This is a genomic window from Wolbachia endosymbiont (group B) of Xylocampa areola (genome assembly GCF_964028205.1).
In the GTDB taxonomy this organism is placed as follows: domain Bacteria; phylum Pseudomonadota; class Alphaproteobacteria; order Rickettsiales; family Anaplasmataceae; genus Wolbachia.
The window spans coordinates 592,968-612,115 of sequence record NZ_OZ034771.1 but is presented as its reverse complement, the minus strand read 5'-3'; the positions used below and the strand labels follow the sequence as shown (position 1 = coordinate 612,115).

The window sequence follows — 19,148 nt, the reverse complement described above, 5'->3', positions numbered from 1 at the left end:
TATTAGTTAAAATTGGAATTACTAGCGCTACTTTTTTGTTGTTGACTTTGCTGCTGATACATAGTTTCAAAATCTATAGGATCTAGCATAAGTGGAGGAAACCCACCACTACTTGTAGTTCTTGCAATTATTTCTCTTGCAAAAGGGAAAAGAAAAGTAGGTCCACCAATAAATAAAGCTTGTCTCACCTCTTCCTCACTTAGCTCTGTAAAATTTTCTATTGAAAAAATACCGCAATACTTTACCTCGCAAATGAAAGCTATATCATCTTTTACATCTTCATCTTTTACCGTTGCTTTGGCTTCTATATGCAAAGTAATTTCATGAAAAGGCTTTTCTTCACTTATTCCTTTTTTATTTTCTGTTCCTTCTAATTTTGCTGAATTAATATTAACCATTACATTAATATCAGGAGCTTTACTAGAAGGAAGGAATGGCGAATTTGGATTCTCAAACGAAAAATCTTTGACATACTGACCATGAATTTTCATTTTGTGTTGTGACATTTCTTACGTCTCCTTTAATTAAGTTGAGATGTTTAATACTTTCTTATATAATATATTCATTTACAAATGAATAGTAAACCTAACTATAGGTTAATATGAAAAACATATTTTTATCAATAATTAATAATATTTAGATACTTTATATATCAAGGAGTTAAGTTACCATGATAGAGCTTGTAATATATGCTTTACTAGCGGCGTTTATTTTTTCACGCTTATATAATTCTTTAGGAAGATCAGCCAGTCTCAACCTAAAAAAGCTAACAGGTGTATTGGATGTAAGTCAAAGTAAAGAAGATGTGGTAGAAAATATCGAAGATTATATTTATAGCAACGACAAAAGTTCAATAGAAACTACTTATGAACAAATATTACAAAAAAACAAAGAGTTTTCTATTTCCAATTTTATAGAAGGTTCAAGCATAGCTTTTGAATTAATAATAAAATATTTTAACCAAGGAAATTTACCTCAATTAAAATCCCTTCTGGACAAAGACTTATATAACAGTTTTGTGGATAAGATTAAACATCGTAAAGAGACACATGAGTCCATAATTGTTTCTATCGTTTCACAAAAGATCTTAGAAATAAAGTTAGTAAAAAACGTAATATTTATTGCAGTATATTTCCTTTCAGAGCAAATTAACTTCGTTAAGAATAACGAAGGAAACATCACATCAGGTAGCATGTCTACTATTAACAAAGTTGAAGATGTATGGCAATTCAAAAAAAATATTAATTCATCAGATCTAACTTGGTTACTTGTTTCTATTAACTATAAGAAGGCAAGTACTGATAAAAATTTAACAACAAATGACAACTGATGAAAAGTAGGCTACGAGAAATAGTACTTGATACTGAAACTACAGGTCTTGATACTAAATCTGGACATCGAATTATTGAGATAGGATGTGTAGAACTAATTAATCGTATTCCAACAGGTAAAACATTTCATCGATATCTCAATCCAGAAAGAGATATACCTTACCACTCATTTAAGATTCATGGTATTAGTGAGGAATTTTTGGAAGATAAACCACTATTCTCAGATGTTGCACTTGAATTTCTTGACTTCATATCCAATGACATTTTGGTGATTCATAATGCTGAATTCGATGTTAAGTTCCTTAATATGGAGTTAGGCAAGTTAAATGCTGGGTTAATTTCCTCAGATAGAGTGCTAGATACATTACCACTTGCAAGAAAAAAGTTTGTAGGATCACCTGCTTCTTTAAATGCATTATGCAAGCGTTTTGATATATCGCTAGAAGGTAGAGAGTTACACGGAGCATTAGTTGATGCTCAATTGCTTGCAAAGGTCTATGTTGAGCTTACAGGAGGATTGCAAACCTTTTTATTTAATAATGAATGTGCTCAGGACAATAACTCTACGTTTATTCAACATAAAGTGCGTAATTTAGCTCGCAGAGAACATTCACCAAGTATTAAAGAAATTGATGAGCATAAGAAATTGTTAGATAAAATTAACAACCCACTTTGGAAGGAATATATTGAATCAATCAACTAATCAATATATGATTTAACTTTATTGGAAACGCTTTAATGATAAAGTTTATAAGGTTATTGTCTAGTTTGCTAATAACAGTAGCAGCTATCTTCTTAGGTTATTGTTATTTTACTAAGCAAGGCATATTTGTTTCACAAAATACAGAAATTAAAATAGGTGGGGATTTTTCTTTGATTAACCAAAACGGGCAAATAGTACGCAGTAGTGATTTCAAAGATAAGTATATGATGATTTTTTTTGGATTTTCCTCATGTAAAAGAATTTGCCCTATGAACCTTGGAATAATTTCAGAAACACTTGCAAAGTTAGACGAGAAAACTGACAACAAGCTACAAACATTTTTTATCACAGTTGATCCTGAGCGCGATAATACAGAAAGGCTTAAAGAATTTCAGCAGCAATTTGACCATAGAATACAAATGCTCACTGGTGAAAGACAAAAAATAGATGAAGTAGTTGCAAAGTATAAAGTATATGCAAGTAAAGTAGATGGAGAAGAGGAAATTAACCATTCTTCAATGATATACCTTATTAGCCCTGAAGGAAAATATGTCACACACTTTGTAGCTGATTTAAATTCAGATGAAAGTCAATCTGATAAGATTCTGGCTGAGATAAAAAAATATGTAAGCTGAACTAAAGAGCTTAGCTTACTTTAAATTTATGCTAACAGCTATTTTGATTAAACTAAGTCGTTTTTTTAATTTTTTCTAGGATCAACTCAGCAGCTTTTTGTTCAGCAATTTTCTTACTAGGAGCGCATGCAGAAACTTTGTCATAACTCTCTATGCAAACTGATATAGTAAATTCAGGATTGTGTGCTGGTCCAGTTTGTTTTACAAGCTCATACTTCGGTAAAGGTAATTTATTTCTCTGAGTCCATTCTTGCAGTGAAGTTTTAGGATCTTGAGGAGGATCGAGGATGTCCTTAGCTAGCTTTTCCCAATGTCGGATAATAAATTTCTCAACACTCTCAAGTCCGCCGTCAATATAAATTGCACCTATTAGTGCTTCAAGCGAATTTTCTAAATTTTTTAAGTTACATTTTCCTCCGTTACAACGTTCACTATTATTCATGATAATAAAGTTACCTAACTCTATTTCTTTAGCAACATTAGCAATGGTACTGCCACAAACTAAATCCGTTTTTCTTTTTGCCAATGCTCCTTCTTTTTCTTCAGGAAACATTTTAAACAGCATAACAGACACAACCATATTCAAAACACTATCGCCCAAAAACTCTAGCCTTTCGTAGCTTACAACCTGGTCTTCGCTATTTCTCTTATTTACGCTTGGGTGGGTTAATGCCTCTTCTAATATTGCATAATCTGTAAATTTATAATTAATAACTTTAGATATTGTATCGTTCAAAACTCTCATATTAATCATTCAATAGAAAAGCACTCTCTATCATACCTCTACACTAAAAAGTTAGCTCTACTTTACTAAAACAATATCAATAACTTCCAAAATTAATGTATACAACCCACTGCTTCAGTAATGTTACTAAATCCATCTCTTTTTACCAATTCTGCAAGCTCCAGATTGATTTTGTTCACAACTTGATGCCCCTGGTATACAAGAGCAGTGTACAGTTGTACTAAAGAGGCTCCTGCCTTTATTTTTTCATATGCATCAACACCACTTGAAATTCCTCCGCATCCTATCAATAGAATTCTGCTTTTAGTAAGCTTGTACATGTCACTCAATAACTCGGTTGAAAGTTGAAATAATGGCCTGCCGCTCAACCCACCACTCTCATTATAGTAAGAATCTCGACTTATCGTAGTGTTGCTTACTATTAAGCCGTCAATTTTATATTCTAGTGTAAGCTCAGCGATATTTTCTTTTGTTTGCTGATCTATATCTGGAGAAATTTTTAATATTATCGGTATGGATTCAGAGCTATCGATTGATTTCCGGGTTAGAGTGATAGATTTCAACAATTTGGATAATTCTTGTTTATTGTGCAAATCGCGCAAGTTAGGTGTGTTTGGGGATGAGATGTTCAGTACTATATAATTGCTCTTTCCATATACTATCTTTATTAAGTCAACATAATCGCTGATTTGGTCCTTTGATGTACTGTTTCTTCCTATATTTATACCAAAAATACAATTACCAAGTTTAGTTTCACTTATCTGTTTAAGAAAATAGTCTACTCCTTTATTATTAAATCCCAATCTATTAATTATTCCTTCATCTTTAATTAATCGAAAAATTCTCGGTTTTTTGTTTCCATATTGGGGATGTTTAGTTACAGTACCAGCCTCAATAAATCCAAAACCAAATGAGAGCATCGGCTTTACAACTTCCGCATTTTTATCAAAACCTGCAGCAAGACCTACAGGACTCCTAATTTTATTACCAAAAAAGTTTACATTTAAAGACTTAGGTAGTTCTATAGGTTTCCTACAGGGCATCTTTTTTAACGCCGTTATTACCAAGGAGTGAGCGATTTCAGGCGGCAGTAAAAACAATAAATTACGTAATATCATTTTGTAAAACACTTTGCTTATTTTTAGTTTATTTTTTACCATGCAACAAGAATAACTTAGAAAGCTTGAGGTTTATCAAAATAGTAAGTATATAGTTTCTATGGGTAGTAAAAACTAATTTTTCTGAAGGGAAACCAGAACTTGATCAGTATTTTCATCTACTAATTCGAGGTAGCCAAATTTGTTAATTTGAGATTTTATTAGTATAGGAATCTTATTTCGATTTAAATAAAATCCCTGTTTTGATTGTTTATTAATCCGCAACCTTACATCCCCATTTTTCCAAGCAAGCATCTTATTTATTCCAGATTTTTCTTTACAATTATCTTCATTTACAAATCCTAAGTATTCATCTTCTGAAGAAGATATTGCAATCTCGCATATTCTATACCCTACCCAATTCCCTAGATATGGATCAGTATCGTCTTTTTCGTGAAGCTTGAACTCTCCTTTGACATATTCCCATGGAGCTTTTGCATCACCTACCTTTTTTAGAAAGAGTACGTCCTGATCGAAGTTTATAATGGTCCTTGTATGAAATGTTGTTAAGCTTGTGTCCCATAATAGTTTTTCTGTGATGCTAAAATGCTCTTTATCCTTTTGCATATTTTGAAATGATACGATTATCACATCTGCTCCAACTTCTCTTCCATAGTTAACATATTGACTAGCACGCCCATGTTTGGCTGTGAATGATGACTTACCTATTAACAGAAAGTCATTAAATAACGCATTATATATAGTCTGTGCACTGTAAGCTGTACCGACGTAAACCGGCTGTTTGTTGGATGAAGGGTACTTTTCTGGTGCAAGATGAGTATACGAGCTCTTTAATAAATAGTGAAAAGTGCAACTGGTAAGCAAGAAGGGCAAACCAATCAATAATAAAACTTCTGTTAATCTCTTTGGCATTTTACTGCTTATATTTTGAATATAGTATCTTATTTTTTTAAATATTTCATTAAAAGCCACACTTCTTGTTAAAATTTCAGAAGAAAAAACGATCTAATTGGAGTAAGAGGCCGGGACCGGAATTGAACCGGTATAAAAGGATTTGCAGTCCTCCGCATAAGCCATTCTGCCACCCAGCCGTTTTTTATGCGTAGATATTAATTATATCTTTTAGCATAGATAAAGCATCCTCTTTTTTTCTTTGAAAAGTGTTGCGCCCGATAATTGAACCATTACCACCACCTTGCTTAATTTCTTTTGCCTCATTGTATATATCATCCACTGACTTTGACTCACCACCAGAGAAAACTACTATTCTTTTTCCTGCAAAGCAAGACTTTTTAATATATTCAATTCTTTTAGATAATGATTCAATATTTTCTATTTTTTCTCTTTCCAGATGATTGGTTGGAAGTTTTACTTTTATTATGTTGGCACCGAGCAAAGCCGCTATATGCGCAGCATAGGCAATCACATCAACTGCTGTTTCACCTTCTTTGGAAACCCCTTCACCACGTGGATAAGACCATAGCACTACAACAAGGCCACAAGATTTAGCCTCAGCTATAATTTTGCGAGCTTCTTCCATCATATCAAAACACTTAGCAGAACCAGGATATATAGTAAACCCAACAGCCATGCAGCCCAAACGCAGCGCATCTTTTACAGAGGCAGTTATTGCTTGATCTGAAGTTAAGCTTTTTGAGTGCAAAGAGTTAGCGCTATTAAGCTTCAAAATAAGTGGTAGCATTCCAGCATAAGTTGAAGCACCAGCTTCGATCATACCAAGCGGAGCAGCGTATGCACTTACTCCTGAATCAACTGCAAGCTGAAAATGATAATGTGGATCGTAAGCATCAGGGTTAACTTCAAAACTTTTTATTGGTCCGTGCTCAAATCCCTGGTCTACAGGGAGAATTACTAACTTGCCAGTTCCACCAAGTTTCCCATGCATAAGAATGCGAGTAAGATTCGCTTTTACTCCAGGGTTTTCACTTTCGTAGTAACTTAGGATTTGTTTTACTTCTTCACTCATTAATATCTTCAAATTTACTCAAAGTGTAGCAAAAACTATAGTTGAAGCAAAGACCTTTTTATGCTCTTGTTCCTACGCCTATATTTAAAGGTGTAACTTTAGGATCAGTAGTATGCTGTTGTGGTTTTTCTTGAACTAAATCTTCAAAATACATTTTAACAATAGGAAGAACGAGCGGCATAAGTACTAATTTGTAGTCATACCATGCAAATTTTTCTTTATAACTAAATTCCGCATCTTCTTCATATAAACACTGGGTACAGTATTCACCATATAGTTCAAAAGCTTTCACAAAAGTCCTAAGTAAAGCAATAAGTAATAAATCTAATGCTAAATTAGCTATTAGCATCGTTCCATATTGAACAGGCCAGCCATTTTGTGCAACTTCCGACATTAAACTGCATACAGCAAACGCTGCTGATATACATATTACATAATTATCAGCAGCAATAAGTAGATTGTATCTTCTATTTAACCTATCTAGATTTCCTTCTTGTGAGCCTCTTTGTTTACTTGCTGCATAGATAATACTACAAAAGGATATAATAAATAACCATGGCCAAACTCCAATGCTGAATGCATAAAATTTATAAGCAATATTTTGCACTTTGCCACTGTTAGCAAGTTGTGATAAGCAATATTTGACTTGAGGCGACGGACCAAGTACCACATTTGCTAATATAAAAAATAAACATGCTCTATTCACAGCTTTCTCTCTACGCAATAGAATATCATTGATTCTCCTTTGTTTTTCCTGCACTTCTCGCTGTAATGTTATAGATATGCCAGCTGCTTTTAAGTCGTTAAGATATTTCTCTAGCTTATCTTTATCTGCACTAAGTTTTTTAAACTTTTCTTCAGCTATTTTTTTCTCTTTCTCTCCTACTACTTTATCAGGGTGACATTTTAATGAAGCTCTTCTAAAGCGCCGCTCAACTAACTTAAGTACATCATCAAACTCCTGGCTTATTACTTCTTCCGCTTTTATTCCCAGCCTTGAAAATAAATTCCGTAAATCTTGATTACTGTAATATTGATTTCTGGTTAAACTTGCCACTATAGCCTCATTAAAAAATAGTGACTATACTACAAATTTAATACTCAAGCAAGAATTTAAACTATATCAAAAGCAATTCCGTGTTTACCAATATAAATCCTTAATTTCTTTCCTTTAATTAATCGACGATTCAGTATTTCTTCAGCCAAATGACTTTTTATCTCTTTTTCAATCAGCCTCTCTATTGGGCGTGCTCCCATTTCTTTGCTATAACCTGTTTGCGCAAGATAAGACTTTACTTCTTCTTCCACTGAGCAGCTTATACCCTTTTGCACAAGTTGTTTTTTTAATTCCTGAATAAATTTATCCACAATGTGCAAAATGACATCCGCATCCAAATCAGAAAAGGAAATGACTGCATCAAGACGATTACGAAATTCGGGGCTAAAAACCCGTTCCATTGCTTTTTCGCTGTCACTGATGTTAAAGTTTTTATACCCAAAGCCAATAGAACTTTTGTTACGTTCAAATGCCCCTGCATTGGTTGTCATAATTAAAATCGTATTGGAAAAATTAACCTTACGTCCGTAAGTGTCTGTAACACAACCATAATCCATGATTTGTAGTAATATATTATAAATATCACTATGAGCTTTCTCAATTTCATCAAGAAGTACTACGCTATATTGATTATTAGATACAGATTCTGTAAGCAATCCACCTTGGTCGTAACCCACATATCCAGGAGGGGAACCAATCATTCTAGATATTGTGTGAGGTTCCATATACTCAGACATATCAAACCGAATAAGGTTCATACCCATATTTTGTGCTAGCTGCTTCGCAAGCTCAGTCTTACCTACACCAGTTGGCCCTGCAAAAAGATACTTTGCCAAGGGTTTATTGTAACTTCTCAGACCAGATTTAGCAATTTTAATAGAATTAACGAGAAACTCTATCGCTTGCTCTTGACCAAAAATGGCCCTATTGAGATTTTCTTTCAAAGATTTTACTCTTTGCATATCATCAAACCCGCAAGGTACGTTTGTAATCCTAGCGATAGTACTCTTAATGTCTCTACTGTTTATAATTTTTCGCCTGCTTTTTTGTAACTTACAATATGCCCCTGCTTCATCTATAACATCAACTGCTTTATCAGGTAATATTCGCCCAGTAATATACTTGTGTGAAAGTTCAGCTGCAGATTTAATGGCATGTTTCGTGTAATATACTCCATGATACCTTTCATAGTAATGCTTTATACCATCTAGTATCTTTACTGTATCATTAATAGAAGACTCTTTTACATTAATTTTTTGAAACCTCCTTGCTAATGCTTTATCCTTTTCAAAGCTATTGCTATATTCTCTATATGTAGTTGCACCTATACAACGCAACGCACCTCTTGCAAGTGCAGGTTTGAGCAGATTGCCAGCATCAAGAAAGCTGCCACTCGTTGAACCTGCTCCAATAATAGTGTGTATTTCATCAATGAAAAGAATAGCGCCAGGTTTTGCCTCAATTACTTTTATTATAGATTTTATTCTCTCTTCGAAGTCACCTCTATAGCGTGTTCCTGCAAGAAGTGATCCTAAATCCAAAGCATAAATTATGCTGGATCTCAGTGCACTCGGAACACTACCTTCAATAATTTTCAATACCAAGCCTTCAACTATTGTTGTTTTACCAACACCTGGTTCTCCGACATATAAAGGGTTATTTTTTCTGCGTCTTAGCAAGATTTCTATAGTGCGATTTAATTCATAATCACGACCAATGACATAATCTATTTTTTTGCTTCTTGCATAATCATTTAAATTTCTACAATAATTTTGTAGAACTTCTTCATCTTTTAATAATTCACCTTTATTTGCTACAGTAGAGATATCGTTATTCTTATCAAGTTTTATCTTGCGATTAGTTACATATTCTTCTATATCACCTGAATATTTTATATTGGATATGTTATAAATCAAATTAGAATCCTTTGCATTCTGTTTGCATAATAGCTCTTCAATGTATAAATCTTGCTCAGACAGAATCTCTAATAGAATACTTGCTCCATTTATTTCTTTTCTTCCCAGACGATGAGCTCGTATCATGGCTTTATGTATTATGCGTTGAAATAGCACATCAGGCTCAACTTTATTGACAGTTAATTCGGAGTTGTCTTGTAAAAAACCTTTTGCATTATTACCACGATCATTCCTTAATATAATATTATCTATATTTATGATTTCACCAGCTCTGATGTTACATCTTGATAAAACATAATTTACATCCACATCTTTGGTTAATGCTAGCAACAAATGTTCCACTTTTGCATATTTAAGCTTACAATCAGAAGCAATCTGTAACGCTCTATTTAAACTTGCCTCTAAATTTTTAGAAATCATCTATTCTCTTTAAAAGTGTAAATTTATATATAATTAGTAGCACACAATTATTAAAAAAACTGAAATCTAGCAGCTCGTTGTAGCCAAATTGAATTAAGCTACAGATTATAGTCCACACAGCCTAACATTATACCGTTGTGATAATCTCAAAACGTTATAAGCAGCAGAATTAAGATTATCAAATTGTAGGTAAATCTAATTTGGGCTAGCTATATATTCTTTCTACCATCCTCCAATCACTTCACTTTGCAGCAAGTTTACTGGAGCTTTTAAAGAATAGAAGAATAGTTAAGTACATTAATACGCTTTTTCTAGTACTCTGCTTTTCTTCTTAAATACATTGATCTTTTTTCTACCGTATTTAGCCTTTAACGTACTTGGCCTTTTAAAGATCTTTTTGCTGTTACGTTTTTGAGATTGCATACTACAATCAAAATTTGGCTCTCCTTCTTTATCTGCTAGTGCAGGCAGTCTTCTCTTATCTTGAGGTGTAACAAAAGATAATGCAAATCCTTCAGCTCCCGCACGTGCAGTTCTACCTATACGATGAACATAATCAGCTTGCGATTGTGGTACATCATAATTGATAACATGTTGAATGTGCGGAATATCAAGACCGCGAGAAGCAACATCTGTTGCAACCATGATTTGATTGCGGCCACGACGAAAAGAATCAATGACTCTTTCACGCTTGTGCTGCCTTAAATCACCATGAATTGCCAAAGCGCTATAGTCATCTTTGTGCAATTTGTCAGCTAGCTGATCCGCTCCTCGCTTTGTTTTGACAAAAATAATGATTGATCCTTTGCGCTGACATAATTGTGTAACAAGCTTGCCATATTTTTCTGATTCTGATGCATAAACAACTTCTTGTTTAATTTTTACAGAAGTTGTAGCCTGGCAATCGACAGAAACACGCTCTGGTTGATTAAGATATTTTTCAGTAAGTTTTACTATTTCTCCAGGAAGAGTTGCAGAAAACATAAGAGTTTGCCTTATTTTAGGCAAATGCTTCATAATTTCTTCAATCTGAATTCCAAAGCCCATATCAAACATACGATCCGTCTCATCAAGCACAAGAATACCAACATTCCGAGTAACTAAAGTTTTACGCTCAATATGGTCTATAATACGACCAGGAGTACCTATTATAATTTGTGGTTTTTTCTGAAGCTGATTTAGCTGCCTAAAAATAGGCTCGCCTCCGATCAACAAAGCAACTCTTAGTAAAGAACTTTGAGATAAGAGTTTTCTTATCTCACTTGTTACCTGATGAGCAAGCTCTCTGGTTGGCACGATGACTAAAGCTGAACCAATGCTTGGCTCATTCATCAATTTAGCAACCAGTGGAATAGCAAACGCTAAGGTTTTTCCAGTTCCCGTTTGAGCAGACCCAAGAATATCTTTGCCCTGAAGAGCTAGAGGAATCGCTTGCACCTGAATCGGGGTTGGAACACAAAGATTATTTTTACTTAGAGCTTGCCTAAGCAAAGTTGGAAGCCCCATTTCATGAAAATTACTCACAATACATTACCCTATTAAAAAGCTTCACGATAGACTAATCTTCCAATCTTAAATTTATTGCAGACTTTTTATCTTCTCCGTTCCTACCACGCTCTTCTTTAAGCTCATAACTTACTCTTTCCCCTTTCATTCCTCTCTTTTTATCCTCTCCTCGAAGTTCATCAGGTCTTATTCCTGAACGTTCTAATGTACTAACATGTACAAAAACGTCCTCACCTTTACCTTCTGGCTTGATGAAACCATAGCCTTTTTCAACATTAAACCATTTTATATTACCAAATTCCATATGGATAACTCCTAAACTACTAACTAACATTATTAATGTGATGAAAAACTTTGAAATTACGATTTAGAATGCTTTAAGCTTAGTTACTGCAACTAAACTTCTATACTCCATAGTCTATTCTTAACATTACATAGTAATAGTACACAATTATTGTACTTAATGCAACTAAAATTTTTAATCACTAAGTGAACCTGCTACTGTCATTTCGCTAACTTTAATCGTTGGTGAATTAAACTGCCCACAGAAAGTTAGGTCATTTGCAACAACTAAATTGCTAAACATATTTTTCAAATTGTCGGCAACAGTAATCTCGTGTATTGGATACGTTATTTTACCATTTTCTATAAAAAATCCGCATGCACCTTGACTATAATCGCCATTGATTAAATTAACACCAAAACCAAATAAATCAGTTACATATATTCCTTCTTTTACTTCCTCAATTAATTCCTTAAACGATCTATTACCATTTTTGAAATAGAAATTACTAGCTGAAGGAATAATTGCAGCATTACTTGCACGAGTTGCATTTGCGGTCGTTTCCAAGTTTAATTTCCTAGCCGAATATAGATCTAAAATCCAGTTTTGCAGTACTCCATTTTTTACAAATTCATTTCTTCTGCTCATTATTCCTTCCCCGTCAAACGGTCTTGATGTTATACCCCTTGGTAACAATGGGTCATCAATAATGCTAATCTCAGTATTAAAAATTTGATTATTTAAACTATTTCTCAAAAAAGAGCTATTATTTACAATATTGCTACCATTTATGGCAGAAGCAAAGCTCTTTACTAGCTCTTTTGCTGCTCTTTTTTCAAAAACAACCGGAAATTTGCCTGTCCTGATTGTACATGAACCCAATTGATCTATTGCTCTTTTTGCTGCTTCTTTCCCTATTGACTCCGGTGTTTTTAAATCACTGAAGTTGCATGCTACATCGTAATCGTAGCCTATTTTCATTTCATTCTTTTCTCCAGCAACAACAGAAACCTGATTAACAAAAGTTGACTTACTAAATGAACCAACAAAACCAGAAACGGTTGATAATACTGTATTTACTGAAGTATGTGAAGATGAAGCTCCTTCGGAATTAATAATATTTTTATGTGCAAGAGCTGAATTTTCTGTAGCTTCAGTAATTTCTTTTAAGTTATCAATTGTTACAACATTATTATCTGAGATATTTAAATCTGCAGAAGAGATATAATTACTGCCATCTACAGCAAAACTAATATAAGGATCTTCCTGGGCATTCTTTGCCATTTCCACCACTTGGCTCACTGCACTACTAAGATTATTCAAATCGTTTGTGGAAATATACGCAGCTTTGTTCTTACCTGCTATAGCTCTAATTCCGACAGTACAGTTTTTAGATTGTGATATTTGTTCAATTTTTGATAGACGCTGAGAAACCGAGGTCTTATTAGTTTCATATATTGTAACTTCTGCGTCTTGATTCTGCTTTTTTATTAGTTTAGTGATATCTGCTGCAATATTTAATATATTCATTTTTCATTCCTTGAGTTTCTATAAAGATTCTGCACCACCTATAACTTCAATCAAATCAGTTGTAATTGCTGCTTGACGAGAACGATTATAAAGTAATGCTAGTTTATTTAGCATTTCTTTTGTATTTCTGTTTGCTGATTCCATAGCAACCATCCTAGCACTATTTTCACTTGCTGCACTTTCAAGTAAAGCAGAATAAAGAGAAGCTGTAACATAATCTTGAGTCAAAGATTTTAAAATAAACTCAATATTTTGTGGTTCATACTCATAGCTGTAATCTGTTAGAGGACTAACTACAGAATTATCAATTAATAATGAGTCTTTACTCCATGGTTTTATTGTTTCTAATATTGGCTTTTGCATGAAGGTATTATAGAATTTACTGTAAAAAACCTTAACTTTATTGTATTTACTTAGATCTATATCACTAACCAAGGCTTCCACACGCTTTAGTGTGATTCCCTTACTATTTTCAACCTTCAAGATATTTTTAGAATTAAATCTATTTTTGCCTGTCTCAAAAGCTTTCTTACCAAAAAAAACAATGTCTACTTTCTTATCATTTGCAATTAATTTGTTTATATGCTCCTGACTAAATTTAACAACAGAGGAGTTGAAGCTGCCACATAAACCACGATCAGATGCAATAATAAATACTAGGAAAGAATCTTCATTATTGATATTTAGAATTCTTGCTAGTAACTCTTGATCCGCTGATAGCGCTAGTGAAGAAATAATGCTATGCAGCTTAGATATATGCAATTTTGAATTTGATAATTTCTTTTGGCTTTGTAATAATTTTGCTGCAGAAACCATTTGCATTATTTTCGTGATTTTCTGCACAGACTTAATATTTTTAATTCTTAAGGATAATTCCTTTAAGCTCTTCATTTTATATATAATTCTAATTTATTAAAATATATAACTGGTAATGTCTAAAAACAAGTTTTTTTGACATTGGAATCAAACCTAACTAAGAAACTCACAGATTTACTGTTTTGAGATAAAGATTATATTAAAGCAATCTCGATGTAAAAGTATCACACCTTATGGAGTCTTATAATATAAGGTAAATACAATTAAGACTATTGCAACTTGAGCACTTATAATCCCATTGCTTTAGCTCTTTATTACAATCAACACATTTCCAACCTGGATCAGGCACAGCTTCTGAGTTCATCTTATTTAGCCAGTAAATTGCTTGATCATACTCTTGTAGCATAATCTTGAGCTGTACCATAACAAGGTAGATTGATATGTAATTAGCTTTTTTCATAGCAATATCTAAATGCTGACTTGCAAGATCATATTTCCCTAAGCTAATTGAAGACAAAGCAAGCAAGCAATAACTAAAATAATAATCAGGGCGTAAGTTATATAGTCTTTCAGCGCCTTTATTATTTAACTTGATATACATTCTAGCTGATTGAGGAGTAGGATTTACTCTATACTCTTCCTCTAATACTGTGGAAGCTTTTCTGATTTTTTCAAGCTTGATATATAATTCTGCCTTTAAATAATTGATGGGCTGAAAAGTTGCATAATAACTTTGTGCTTTAGCTAAATAATCTATAGCTTTGCAAAAACTTCCTTTACTTTCGTATTGCTTTGCTAAAGCGCAATAAAAAACCGCTAACATCTTTTTACGATCAAAGGGAAGAAAAATATTGAATTTGATAGCTTCCTTTAACTTTGAAATTGCATTTATCCAATCTTCTTGCAATATACAATGCTCTATTTGAAAGGGAATAGACAAAATTTTATCATTAATTGAACTAGAGCAATATTCTATAAATTTTTGAAAGACTAACCTTTCTTTCTTTAGGTGAATAATCAGTTTATTGATCAGAAGTAGAGCTAAGTTGCGATTTTTACTTGCAATACTCGTTAAATTATGGCTGAAAAAGCTGTAATTTCCCGTTTTACCTGAATTAAAGAGCTTTACTAAAGATAATTTATCACTTTCTTCATTTAGATTTTTAATTAGCTTATTGGTGTTCTCTATATTACCTAAATCTAAGCTAAAGAAAGCTTCAAAGAGAAGCAATTCTTCCCTACTTCTTCTTCTATTTTTTATGTTAGCAAATGTTGATGAAATAGAAGAACAAAAACGTGCAACTGCAATCAATAAAAATAATAAGACTACGCAAGCAAGAATAACGAAATATAGATCAATACTTATAGTGTAATTGCCTAATTCCAATTTTATTACTTCACCACTTACCTTGATCCATATGCCAAATAAAAACGAAAAAGCAAAAATTATAAAATAAATCATGAGATGTATTGTAATAAGTGACGATATATTATTGAAGTATTCTTGAAAGCTACAATAAAATCATTCAATTTATTAAGCCATGGTTTGAATTCTGGGTATGTTAAGTCACTTATTGCGGTGGCTATGCTCTGCCAATCATTATCGCTTATTAATTCTTCAATTTCCGCAAGCTTTAACCTGAGTGGATCACTACGATCATCTATCTTGATCCAATTTGAAATGATTTTTTTAAACAAGTTACTTTTATTGTAGTTAATAACAGTCATGTTCTTCTCAAAAGACAATTTCAACCCGCATAAAGTATCTACCTCTTTCAAATTTTCCAATTCATTGACTGCATTTTCTATTTCTGGATCGTCAAGCTCTGATATCAAAGGCTTTATTGAATTTATATGATTATCAAACTTGGCTTCTTGCAATAACGAATTCTTCATCTTAATCACAAGTAGCAGCAACTTTGCGAGGTTCTTATGTCTTGAACTACCGTCACCTTGCTCACATTGAGTGTGCAGATTTCTCTTTAAATCAAATATCTTTTTCTCTACCTTAATTTGATTAACTTCAAGCAACATTTTAAGTTCATCTATCTTTTCCGTTACAATACTTATACTATTTTCACTCTCTTGCTGATTTATTTTAAAAAATATTATGTTATTTATTGTAATATAGCTAACAAACAACAATATAATTAAGAACCAACCTATGCATTTTCTCCAAGTATCATTCATAACGTAATATCTCCACAGGATCTTGAGCAGCTGCTTGTAATGCAGGAGGAATTGTCGCTAAAAATGATAAGAACAATGCAAGTGCAGAAATGTTAATCACATCTTGAGAGACTAATATCACTGGCAAACTTGAAAAAAAGTATATCATAGGATCAAACAGTTTGATGTTGGTAATGTTTTCTAAAAACACTCTAATACTTTCAATATTGAGAGAAAAAACAACCCCTATAATAGAGCCAAGACAAGTTCCTGTAAAACCAATCAGCAATCCACAAGCACAAAATATGCGCATAATGCTTCCGCTTGTTGCACCAAACGTACGCATAATTGCAATTGCAGATTTCTTTTCTTGCACTATCATCATCAAATTTGAAACAATATTAAATGCTGCTACAACTATAATTAAAGTGAGAATTAAAAACATCACATTTCTTTCAGTCTTTAAAGCATTAACATAATGGCTTTGCTGAGACTGCCAACTTTCAGCTCTCATTCCTGTTTCTTTTGCTATAGCGTTTGCTAGCTTATTAGCCATAGCAATATCATCTACAAACACTTCTATATTTCTCACATTATCTTTATAATTAAAAAAAGCTTTAGCTGACTTTATGGGCATATACATTAAGGTATTGTCGTACTCAAACATACCCATATCAAATATTGCTACAACTTTATATTCTTTCATTTTTGGTATTTCACCAGACAGTGCATCAAATCCTTCAGGTGATATAAGCATAATGTTATCACCATAATCAATATTCAAAGCTTCTGCTAATCTTGCCCCTATTATGATACCTTCATCGAATTTTTCCACGTTACCCATAATTACATTATTCTTAACGATAGTATTATTAAGTAAGTCTTTAGTTGACACACCACGGACTACGCTACCCACAATTCCACTATTTGCTGCAACGATCACTTGATCATTGGTCATAGAAGTAGCTTTTAATACACCTGGGATTTTCTCAATAGATTTTAACACTGCGTGGTAATCTGAATTTATGCTTCTATCAAAGTAAACATTAATATGACCATTAATGCCAAGTACAGAGTCGAGCAGCTTTGCTCTGAACCCATTCATTACAGACATTACTACTATTAGCGTTGCAACTCCAAGAGCAATACCAATAATAGAAAACAAGGCCATTATAGAGCAAAATCTAGAATTCTTTGCTCGCAAATAGCGAATAGCCATAGTAAATTCAAAGGCAATAGACATTATACTAAGATTTAAATATCATACTTTTTATGCTTCATATAACTGTAATTTTTCCTTTACCTCAAATGAGGTTGTCTAAATTTAGCAAGCTTATAGAATATATTCAATGTTCTATATTAAGACCTTCCATATATATCGTCCAATCTTACTATATCATTATCAGATAAAAACTTTCCTACCTGAAACTCAACTATCTCAAGAGGAAATCTTGTACTTTTATTCTCAATTTTATGAAACACCTTCCTTGGAATCTCTACTACATGATTTTTTGTTATAGCATATGTTTTGTCATCTAAACTCACGCATCCAACCCCTGATAGTATTATATGGTACTCATCTCTATAGTGGTGAAATTGCTTAGAAGTGCAGCTCAGTGGATTTATAAAAAGGTATTTTATAAGAAAATCCTTGCCCATTAAAACTACACTATAAAATCCCCATGGCTTAACCTCTTTCCTTATTGGCTTTACTTCCTTAACTTTATTAATGAACAACATTAGGCTCTTACTTGGCCGTTTATAAACTCTACCTAGTAAATTTTTTGCATCATTTTCTGTCATCAAAACTGGCTCTCTTCCTTTGATTACAGCTTGAAACGACTCAAAATTCTTATTAAATCTCTTACTTAACTCTAAAACTGAACCCCAAGTGCCAACATCCATCCAATCGAAATTGGCTTCTATCATTACAATATTTTCTGCTTTTTCTATCACTAGGTGATCAATAGATGTATCACCCATTCCTGCACAATTTTGCTGTTCTATAGCTCTTCTCATAATAATCCAAACAAGTTAAGATATGGATTTATGGTAGTGGGGTTTGTATGCCAGCAGCGTATAGTTACGACTTAAGGAAAAAAGCAATGGAAGCATTGGATGAAGGAGAAAGTAGAGCAAATGTTGCCGAGAGATTTAAAATTGGAAAAACAACTCTATATGAGTGGCAGAAAAGACGTAAGGAAACGGGAGATTTTCAGTCAAAAAAGCCTGGAAGCGTAGGATATAACCATAAAATTACTGACTGGAATGTTTTTACCAAATTTGCAAAAAACCATGGTGGCAAAACTCAGTCAGAGATGGCTAAACTCTGGGGCAATATCAGTAGACAAACGATTCACCGTGCACTTAAAAATATTGGATTTACAAGAAAAAAAGACCTACGGATATAAAGAAAGAAATGAAGAGAAGCGAGCTCACTTTTCAAAGGTTATAGCAACAAAACGTCATGAAAATCTTGTATATATTGACGAATCTGGAATAGATAATACAGAAGACTACCCATACGGATACTGCAGAAAAGGAGAGAGGTTTCATTCACTAAAATCAGGTAAAAAAGCTCAGCGGGTCAGTATGATTGCAGCTCTAAATAAAGAGAAAATCATTGCTCCATTGACCTTTGAAGGATATTGCAATAAGGATGTTTTCGAGGCTTGGTTTGAGCAGTTTTTAACTCCAATTTTAAGGTCTGGCCAAACTGTAATTCTTGATAACGCTACTTTTCATAAATCTAAAAAAATAGATAATCTTGCTAAAGGAGTTGGTGCTGAAATTCTTTATCTTCCTCCATATTCTCCAGACTTTAACAAAATTGAGCATCAGTGGTTTGCTATAAAGAACAGAGCTAGAAAAAATATCCCTATTTTTAAGTCTTTCCGTCAAGCTGTTGATTCTGCTTTTTTATTCTGACTAT

The 19,148-nt window shown here is 33.1% G+C and carries 19 protein-coding genes and 1 tRNA gene; 4 read left to right on the top strand and 16 right to left on the bottom strand.

What is annotated here, in order from left to right:
• Positions 1 to 2: 2 nt before the first annotated feature.
• Positions 3 to 506, bottom strand: coding sequence for a protein-export chaperone SecB (gene secB, locus ABWU35_RS02970; RefSeq protein ID WP_007302467.1), 504 nt, complete (start codon positions 504 to 506; stop codon positions 3 to 5).
• 164 nt (positions 507 to 670) lie between these two features.
• Here secB and ABWU35_RS02965 point away from each other — a divergent pair, with 164 nt between their 5' ends.
• The 3 genes from ABWU35_RS02965 to ABWU35_RS02955 are packed head-to-tail and all read left to right on the top strand — an operon-like array spanning position 671 to position 2,669.
• Positions 671 to 1,330, top strand: a complete 660-nt coding sequence (locus tag ABWU35_RS02965; protein ID WP_007302466.1) for a Tim44/TimA family putative adaptor protein — start codon at positions 671 to 673, stop codon at positions 1,328 to 1,330.
• Positions 1,330 to 2,034 carry a DNA polymerase III subunit epsilon gene (gene dnaQ / locus ABWU35_RS02960; protein ID WP_007302465.1) on the top strand — a complete coding sequence of 235 codons (705 nt, stop codon included), beginning with the start codon at positions 1,330 to 1,332 and terminating at the stop codon, positions 2,032 to 2,034. The genes ABWU35_RS02965 and dnaQ overlap by 1 nt, the downstream gene beginning before the upstream one ends.
• 35 nt (positions 2,035 to 2,069) lie before the next feature.
• The gene (locus ABWU35_RS02955; RefSeq protein WP_007302464.1) at positions 2,070 to 2,669 is read left to right on the top strand and encodes an SCO family protein; all 600 of its coding nucleotides are present in this window, start codon (positions 2,070 to 2,072) and stop codon (positions 2,667 to 2,669) included.
• 52 nt (positions 2,670 to 2,721) lie between these two features.
• Here the strand turns inward: ABWU35_RS02955 and rnc are convergent, their stop codons facing one another.
• The 15 genes from rnc to ABWU35_RS02880 form a co-directional block, all read right to left on the bottom strand.
• Entirely contained in the window at positions 2,722 to 3,414 is a 693-nt protein-coding gene (rnc, locus tag ABWU35_RS02950) for a ribonuclease III (protein ID WP_012481989.1), read from the bottom strand.
• A 92-nt stretch (positions 3,415 to 3,506) separates the two neighbouring features.
• On the bottom strand, positions 3,507 to 4,574 hold the full coding sequence (locus ABWU35_RS02945; protein WP_007302462.1) for a quinone-dependent dihydroorotate dehydrogenase: 1,068 nt from the start codon (positions 4,572 to 4,574) through the stop codon (positions 3,507 to 3,509).
• Positions 4,575 to 4,646: 72 nt separating this feature from the next.
• On the bottom strand, positions 4,647 to 5,444 hold the full coding sequence (locus tag ABWU35_RS02940; protein ID WP_052264760.1) for a hypothetical protein: 798 nt from the start codon (positions 5,442 to 5,444) through the stop codon (positions 4,647 to 4,649).
• Between the two features lie 107 nt (positions 5,445 to 5,551).
• Positions 5,552 to 5,623, bottom strand: a tRNA-Cys gene (locus ABWU35_RS02935).
• A 5-nt stretch (positions 5,624 to 5,628) separates the two neighbouring features.
• Positions 5,629 to 6,519 (bottom strand): class I fructose-bisphosphate aldolase, encoded by an 891-nt coding sequence (locus ABWU35_RS02930; RefSeq protein ID WP_007302460.1) that lies wholly within the window; start codon positions 6,517 to 6,519, stop codon positions 5,629 to 5,631.
• A gap of 58 nt (positions 6,520 to 6,577) precedes the next feature.
• On the bottom strand, positions 6,578 to 7,576 hold the full coding sequence (locus ABWU35_RS02925; RefSeq protein WP_264685511.1) for a molecular chaperone DnaJ: 999 nt from the start codon (positions 7,574 to 7,576) through the stop codon (positions 6,578 to 6,580).
• A gap of 56 nt (positions 7,577 to 7,632) precedes the next feature.
• Positions 7,633 to 9,912: an AAA family ATPase gene (locus tag ABWU35_RS02920; RefSeq protein WP_007302458.1), complete on the bottom strand. Its 2,280-nt coding sequence runs from the start codon at positions 9,910 to 9,912 to the stop codon at positions 7,633 to 7,635.
• 297 nt (positions 9,913 to 10,209) lie between these two features.
• A complete protein-coding gene (locus tag ABWU35_RS02915) occupies positions 10,210 to 11,436 on the bottom strand; it encodes a DEAD/DEAH box helicase (RefSeq protein ID WP_012481988.1) in 1,227 nt (408 codons plus the stop codon).
• A 34-nt stretch (positions 11,437 to 11,470) separates the two neighbouring features.
• Entirely contained in the window at positions 11,471 to 11,722 is a 252-nt protein-coding gene (locus ABWU35_RS02910) for a cold-shock protein (RefSeq protein WP_007302456.1), read from the bottom strand.
• A gap of 174 nt (positions 11,723 to 11,896) precedes the next feature.
• Positions 11,897 to 13,231, bottom strand: a complete 1,335-nt coding sequence (locus ABWU35_RS02905; protein WP_007302455.1) for a TldD/PmbA family protein — start codon at positions 13,229 to 13,231, stop codon at positions 11,897 to 11,899.
• Positions 13,232 to 13,249: 18 nt separating this feature from the next.
• Complete coding sequence (gene atpG / locus ABWU35_RS02900) at positions 13,250 to 14,122, bottom strand: ATP synthase F1 subunit gamma (protein ID WP_007302454.1); 873 nt, start codon at positions 14,120 to 14,122, stop codon at positions 13,250 to 13,252.
• Positions 14,123 to 14,288: 166 nt separating this feature from the next.
• On the bottom strand, positions 14,289 to 15,509 hold the full coding sequence (locus tag ABWU35_RS02895; RefSeq protein WP_019078604.1) for a tetratricopeptide repeat protein: 1,221 nt from the start codon (positions 15,507 to 15,509) through the stop codon (positions 14,289 to 14,291).
• Complete coding sequence (locus tag ABWU35_RS02890; RefSeq protein WP_007302451.1) at positions 15,506 to 16,237, bottom strand: hypothetical protein; 732 nt, start codon at positions 16,235 to 16,237, stop codon at positions 15,506 to 15,508. The genes ABWU35_RS02895 and ABWU35_RS02890 overlap by 4 nt, the downstream gene beginning before the upstream one ends.
• Positions 16,230 to 17,459, bottom strand: a complete 1,230-nt coding sequence (locus ABWU35_RS02885) for a lipoprotein-releasing ABC transporter permease subunit (protein ID WP_007302450.1) — start codon at positions 17,457 to 17,459, stop codon at positions 16,230 to 16,232. Before ABWU35_RS02885 ends, ABWU35_RS02890 begins: the two co-directional genes overlap by 8 nt.
• Positions 17,460 to 17,575: 116 nt before the next feature.
• Complete coding sequence (locus tag ABWU35_RS02880; protein WP_353276078.1) at positions 17,576 to 18,235, bottom strand: phosphomannose isomerase type II C-terminal cupin domain; 660 nt, start codon at positions 18,233 to 18,235, stop codon at positions 17,576 to 17,578.
• A 47-nt stretch (positions 18,236 to 18,282) separates the two neighbouring features.
• Here ABWU35_RS02880 and ABWU35_RS02875 point away from each other — a divergent pair.
• Positions 18,283 to 19,144 (top strand): IS630 family transposase gene (locus ABWU35_RS02875; RefSeq protein WP_265028085.1). Its coding sequence is split into 2 segments (ribosomal slippage): positions 18,283 to 18,608 and positions 18,607 to 19,144, totalling 864 coding nucleotides; the frame shifts between segments, so codons are not numbered across the junction.
• Positions 19,145 to 19,148 lie beyond the last annotated feature (4 nt).

What these genes read in the sequence shown, in the direction of transcription:
- ABWU35_RS02940 (WP_052264760.1), bottom strand. Translation starts at nt 5,444, where the DNA reads ATGCCAAAGAGATTAACAGAAGTTTTATTATTGATTGGTTTGCCCTTC.
- ABWU35_RS02895 (WP_019078604.1), bottom strand. Translation starts at nt 15,509, where the DNA reads ATGATTTATTTTATAATTTTTGCTTTTTCGTTTTTATTTGGCATATGG.
- ABWU35_RS02930 (WP_007302460.1), bottom strand. Translation starts at nt 6,519, where the DNA reads ATGAGTGAAGAAGTAAAACAAATCCTAAGTTACTACGAAAGTGAAAAC.
- secB (WP_007302467.1), bottom strand. Translation starts at nt 506, where the DNA reads ATGTCACAACACAAAATGAAAATTCATGGTCAGTATGTCAAAGATTTT.
- ABWU35_RS02905 (WP_007302455.1), bottom strand. Translation starts at nt 13,231, where the DNA reads ATGAATATATTAAATATTGCAGCAGATATCACTAAACTAATAAAAAAG.
- ABWU35_RS02885 (WP_007302450.1), bottom strand. Translation starts at nt 17,459, where the DNA reads ATGTCTATTGCCTTTGAATTTACTATGGCTATTCGCTATTTGCGAGCA.
- dnaQ (WP_007302465.1), top strand. Translation starts at nt 1,330, where the DNA reads ATGAAAAGTAGGCTACGAGAAATAGTACTTGATACTGAAACTACAGGT.
- ABWU35_RS02945 (WP_007302462.1), bottom strand. Translation starts at nt 4,574, where the DNA reads ATGGTAAAAAATAAACTAAAAATAAGCAAAGTGTTTTACAAAATGATA.
- ABWU35_RS02910 (WP_007302456.1), bottom strand. Translation starts at nt 11,722, where the DNA reads ATGGAATTTGGTAATATAAAATGGTTTAATGTTGAAAAAGGCTATGGT.
- ABWU35_RS02890 (WP_007302451.1), bottom strand. Translation starts at nt 16,237, where the DNA reads ATGAATGATACTTGGAGAAAATGCATAGGTTGGTTCTTAATTATATTG.
- atpG (WP_007302454.1), bottom strand. Translation starts at nt 14,122, where the DNA reads ATGAAGAGCTTAAAGGAATTATCCTTAAGAATTAAAAATATTAAGTCT.
- ABWU35_RS02965 (WP_007302466.1), top strand. Translation starts at nt 671, where the DNA reads ATGATAGAGCTTGTAATATATGCTTTACTAGCGGCGTTTATTTTTTCA.
- rnc (WP_012481989.1), bottom strand. Translation starts at nt 3,414, where the DNA reads ATGAGAGTTTTGAACGATACAATATCTAAAGTTATTAATTATAAATTT.
- ABWU35_RS02880 (WP_353276078.1), bottom strand. Translation starts at nt 18,235, where the DNA reads ATGAGAAGAGCTATAGAACAGCAAAATTGTGCAGGAATGGGTGATACA.
- ABWU35_RS02920 (WP_007302458.1), bottom strand. Translation starts at nt 9,912, where the DNA reads ATGATTTCTAAAAATTTAGAGGCAAGTTTAAATAGAGCGTTACAGATT.
- ABWU35_RS02955 (WP_007302464.1), top strand. Translation starts at nt 2,070, where the DNA reads ATGATAAAGTTTATAAGGTTATTGTCTAGTTTGCTAATAACAGTAGCA.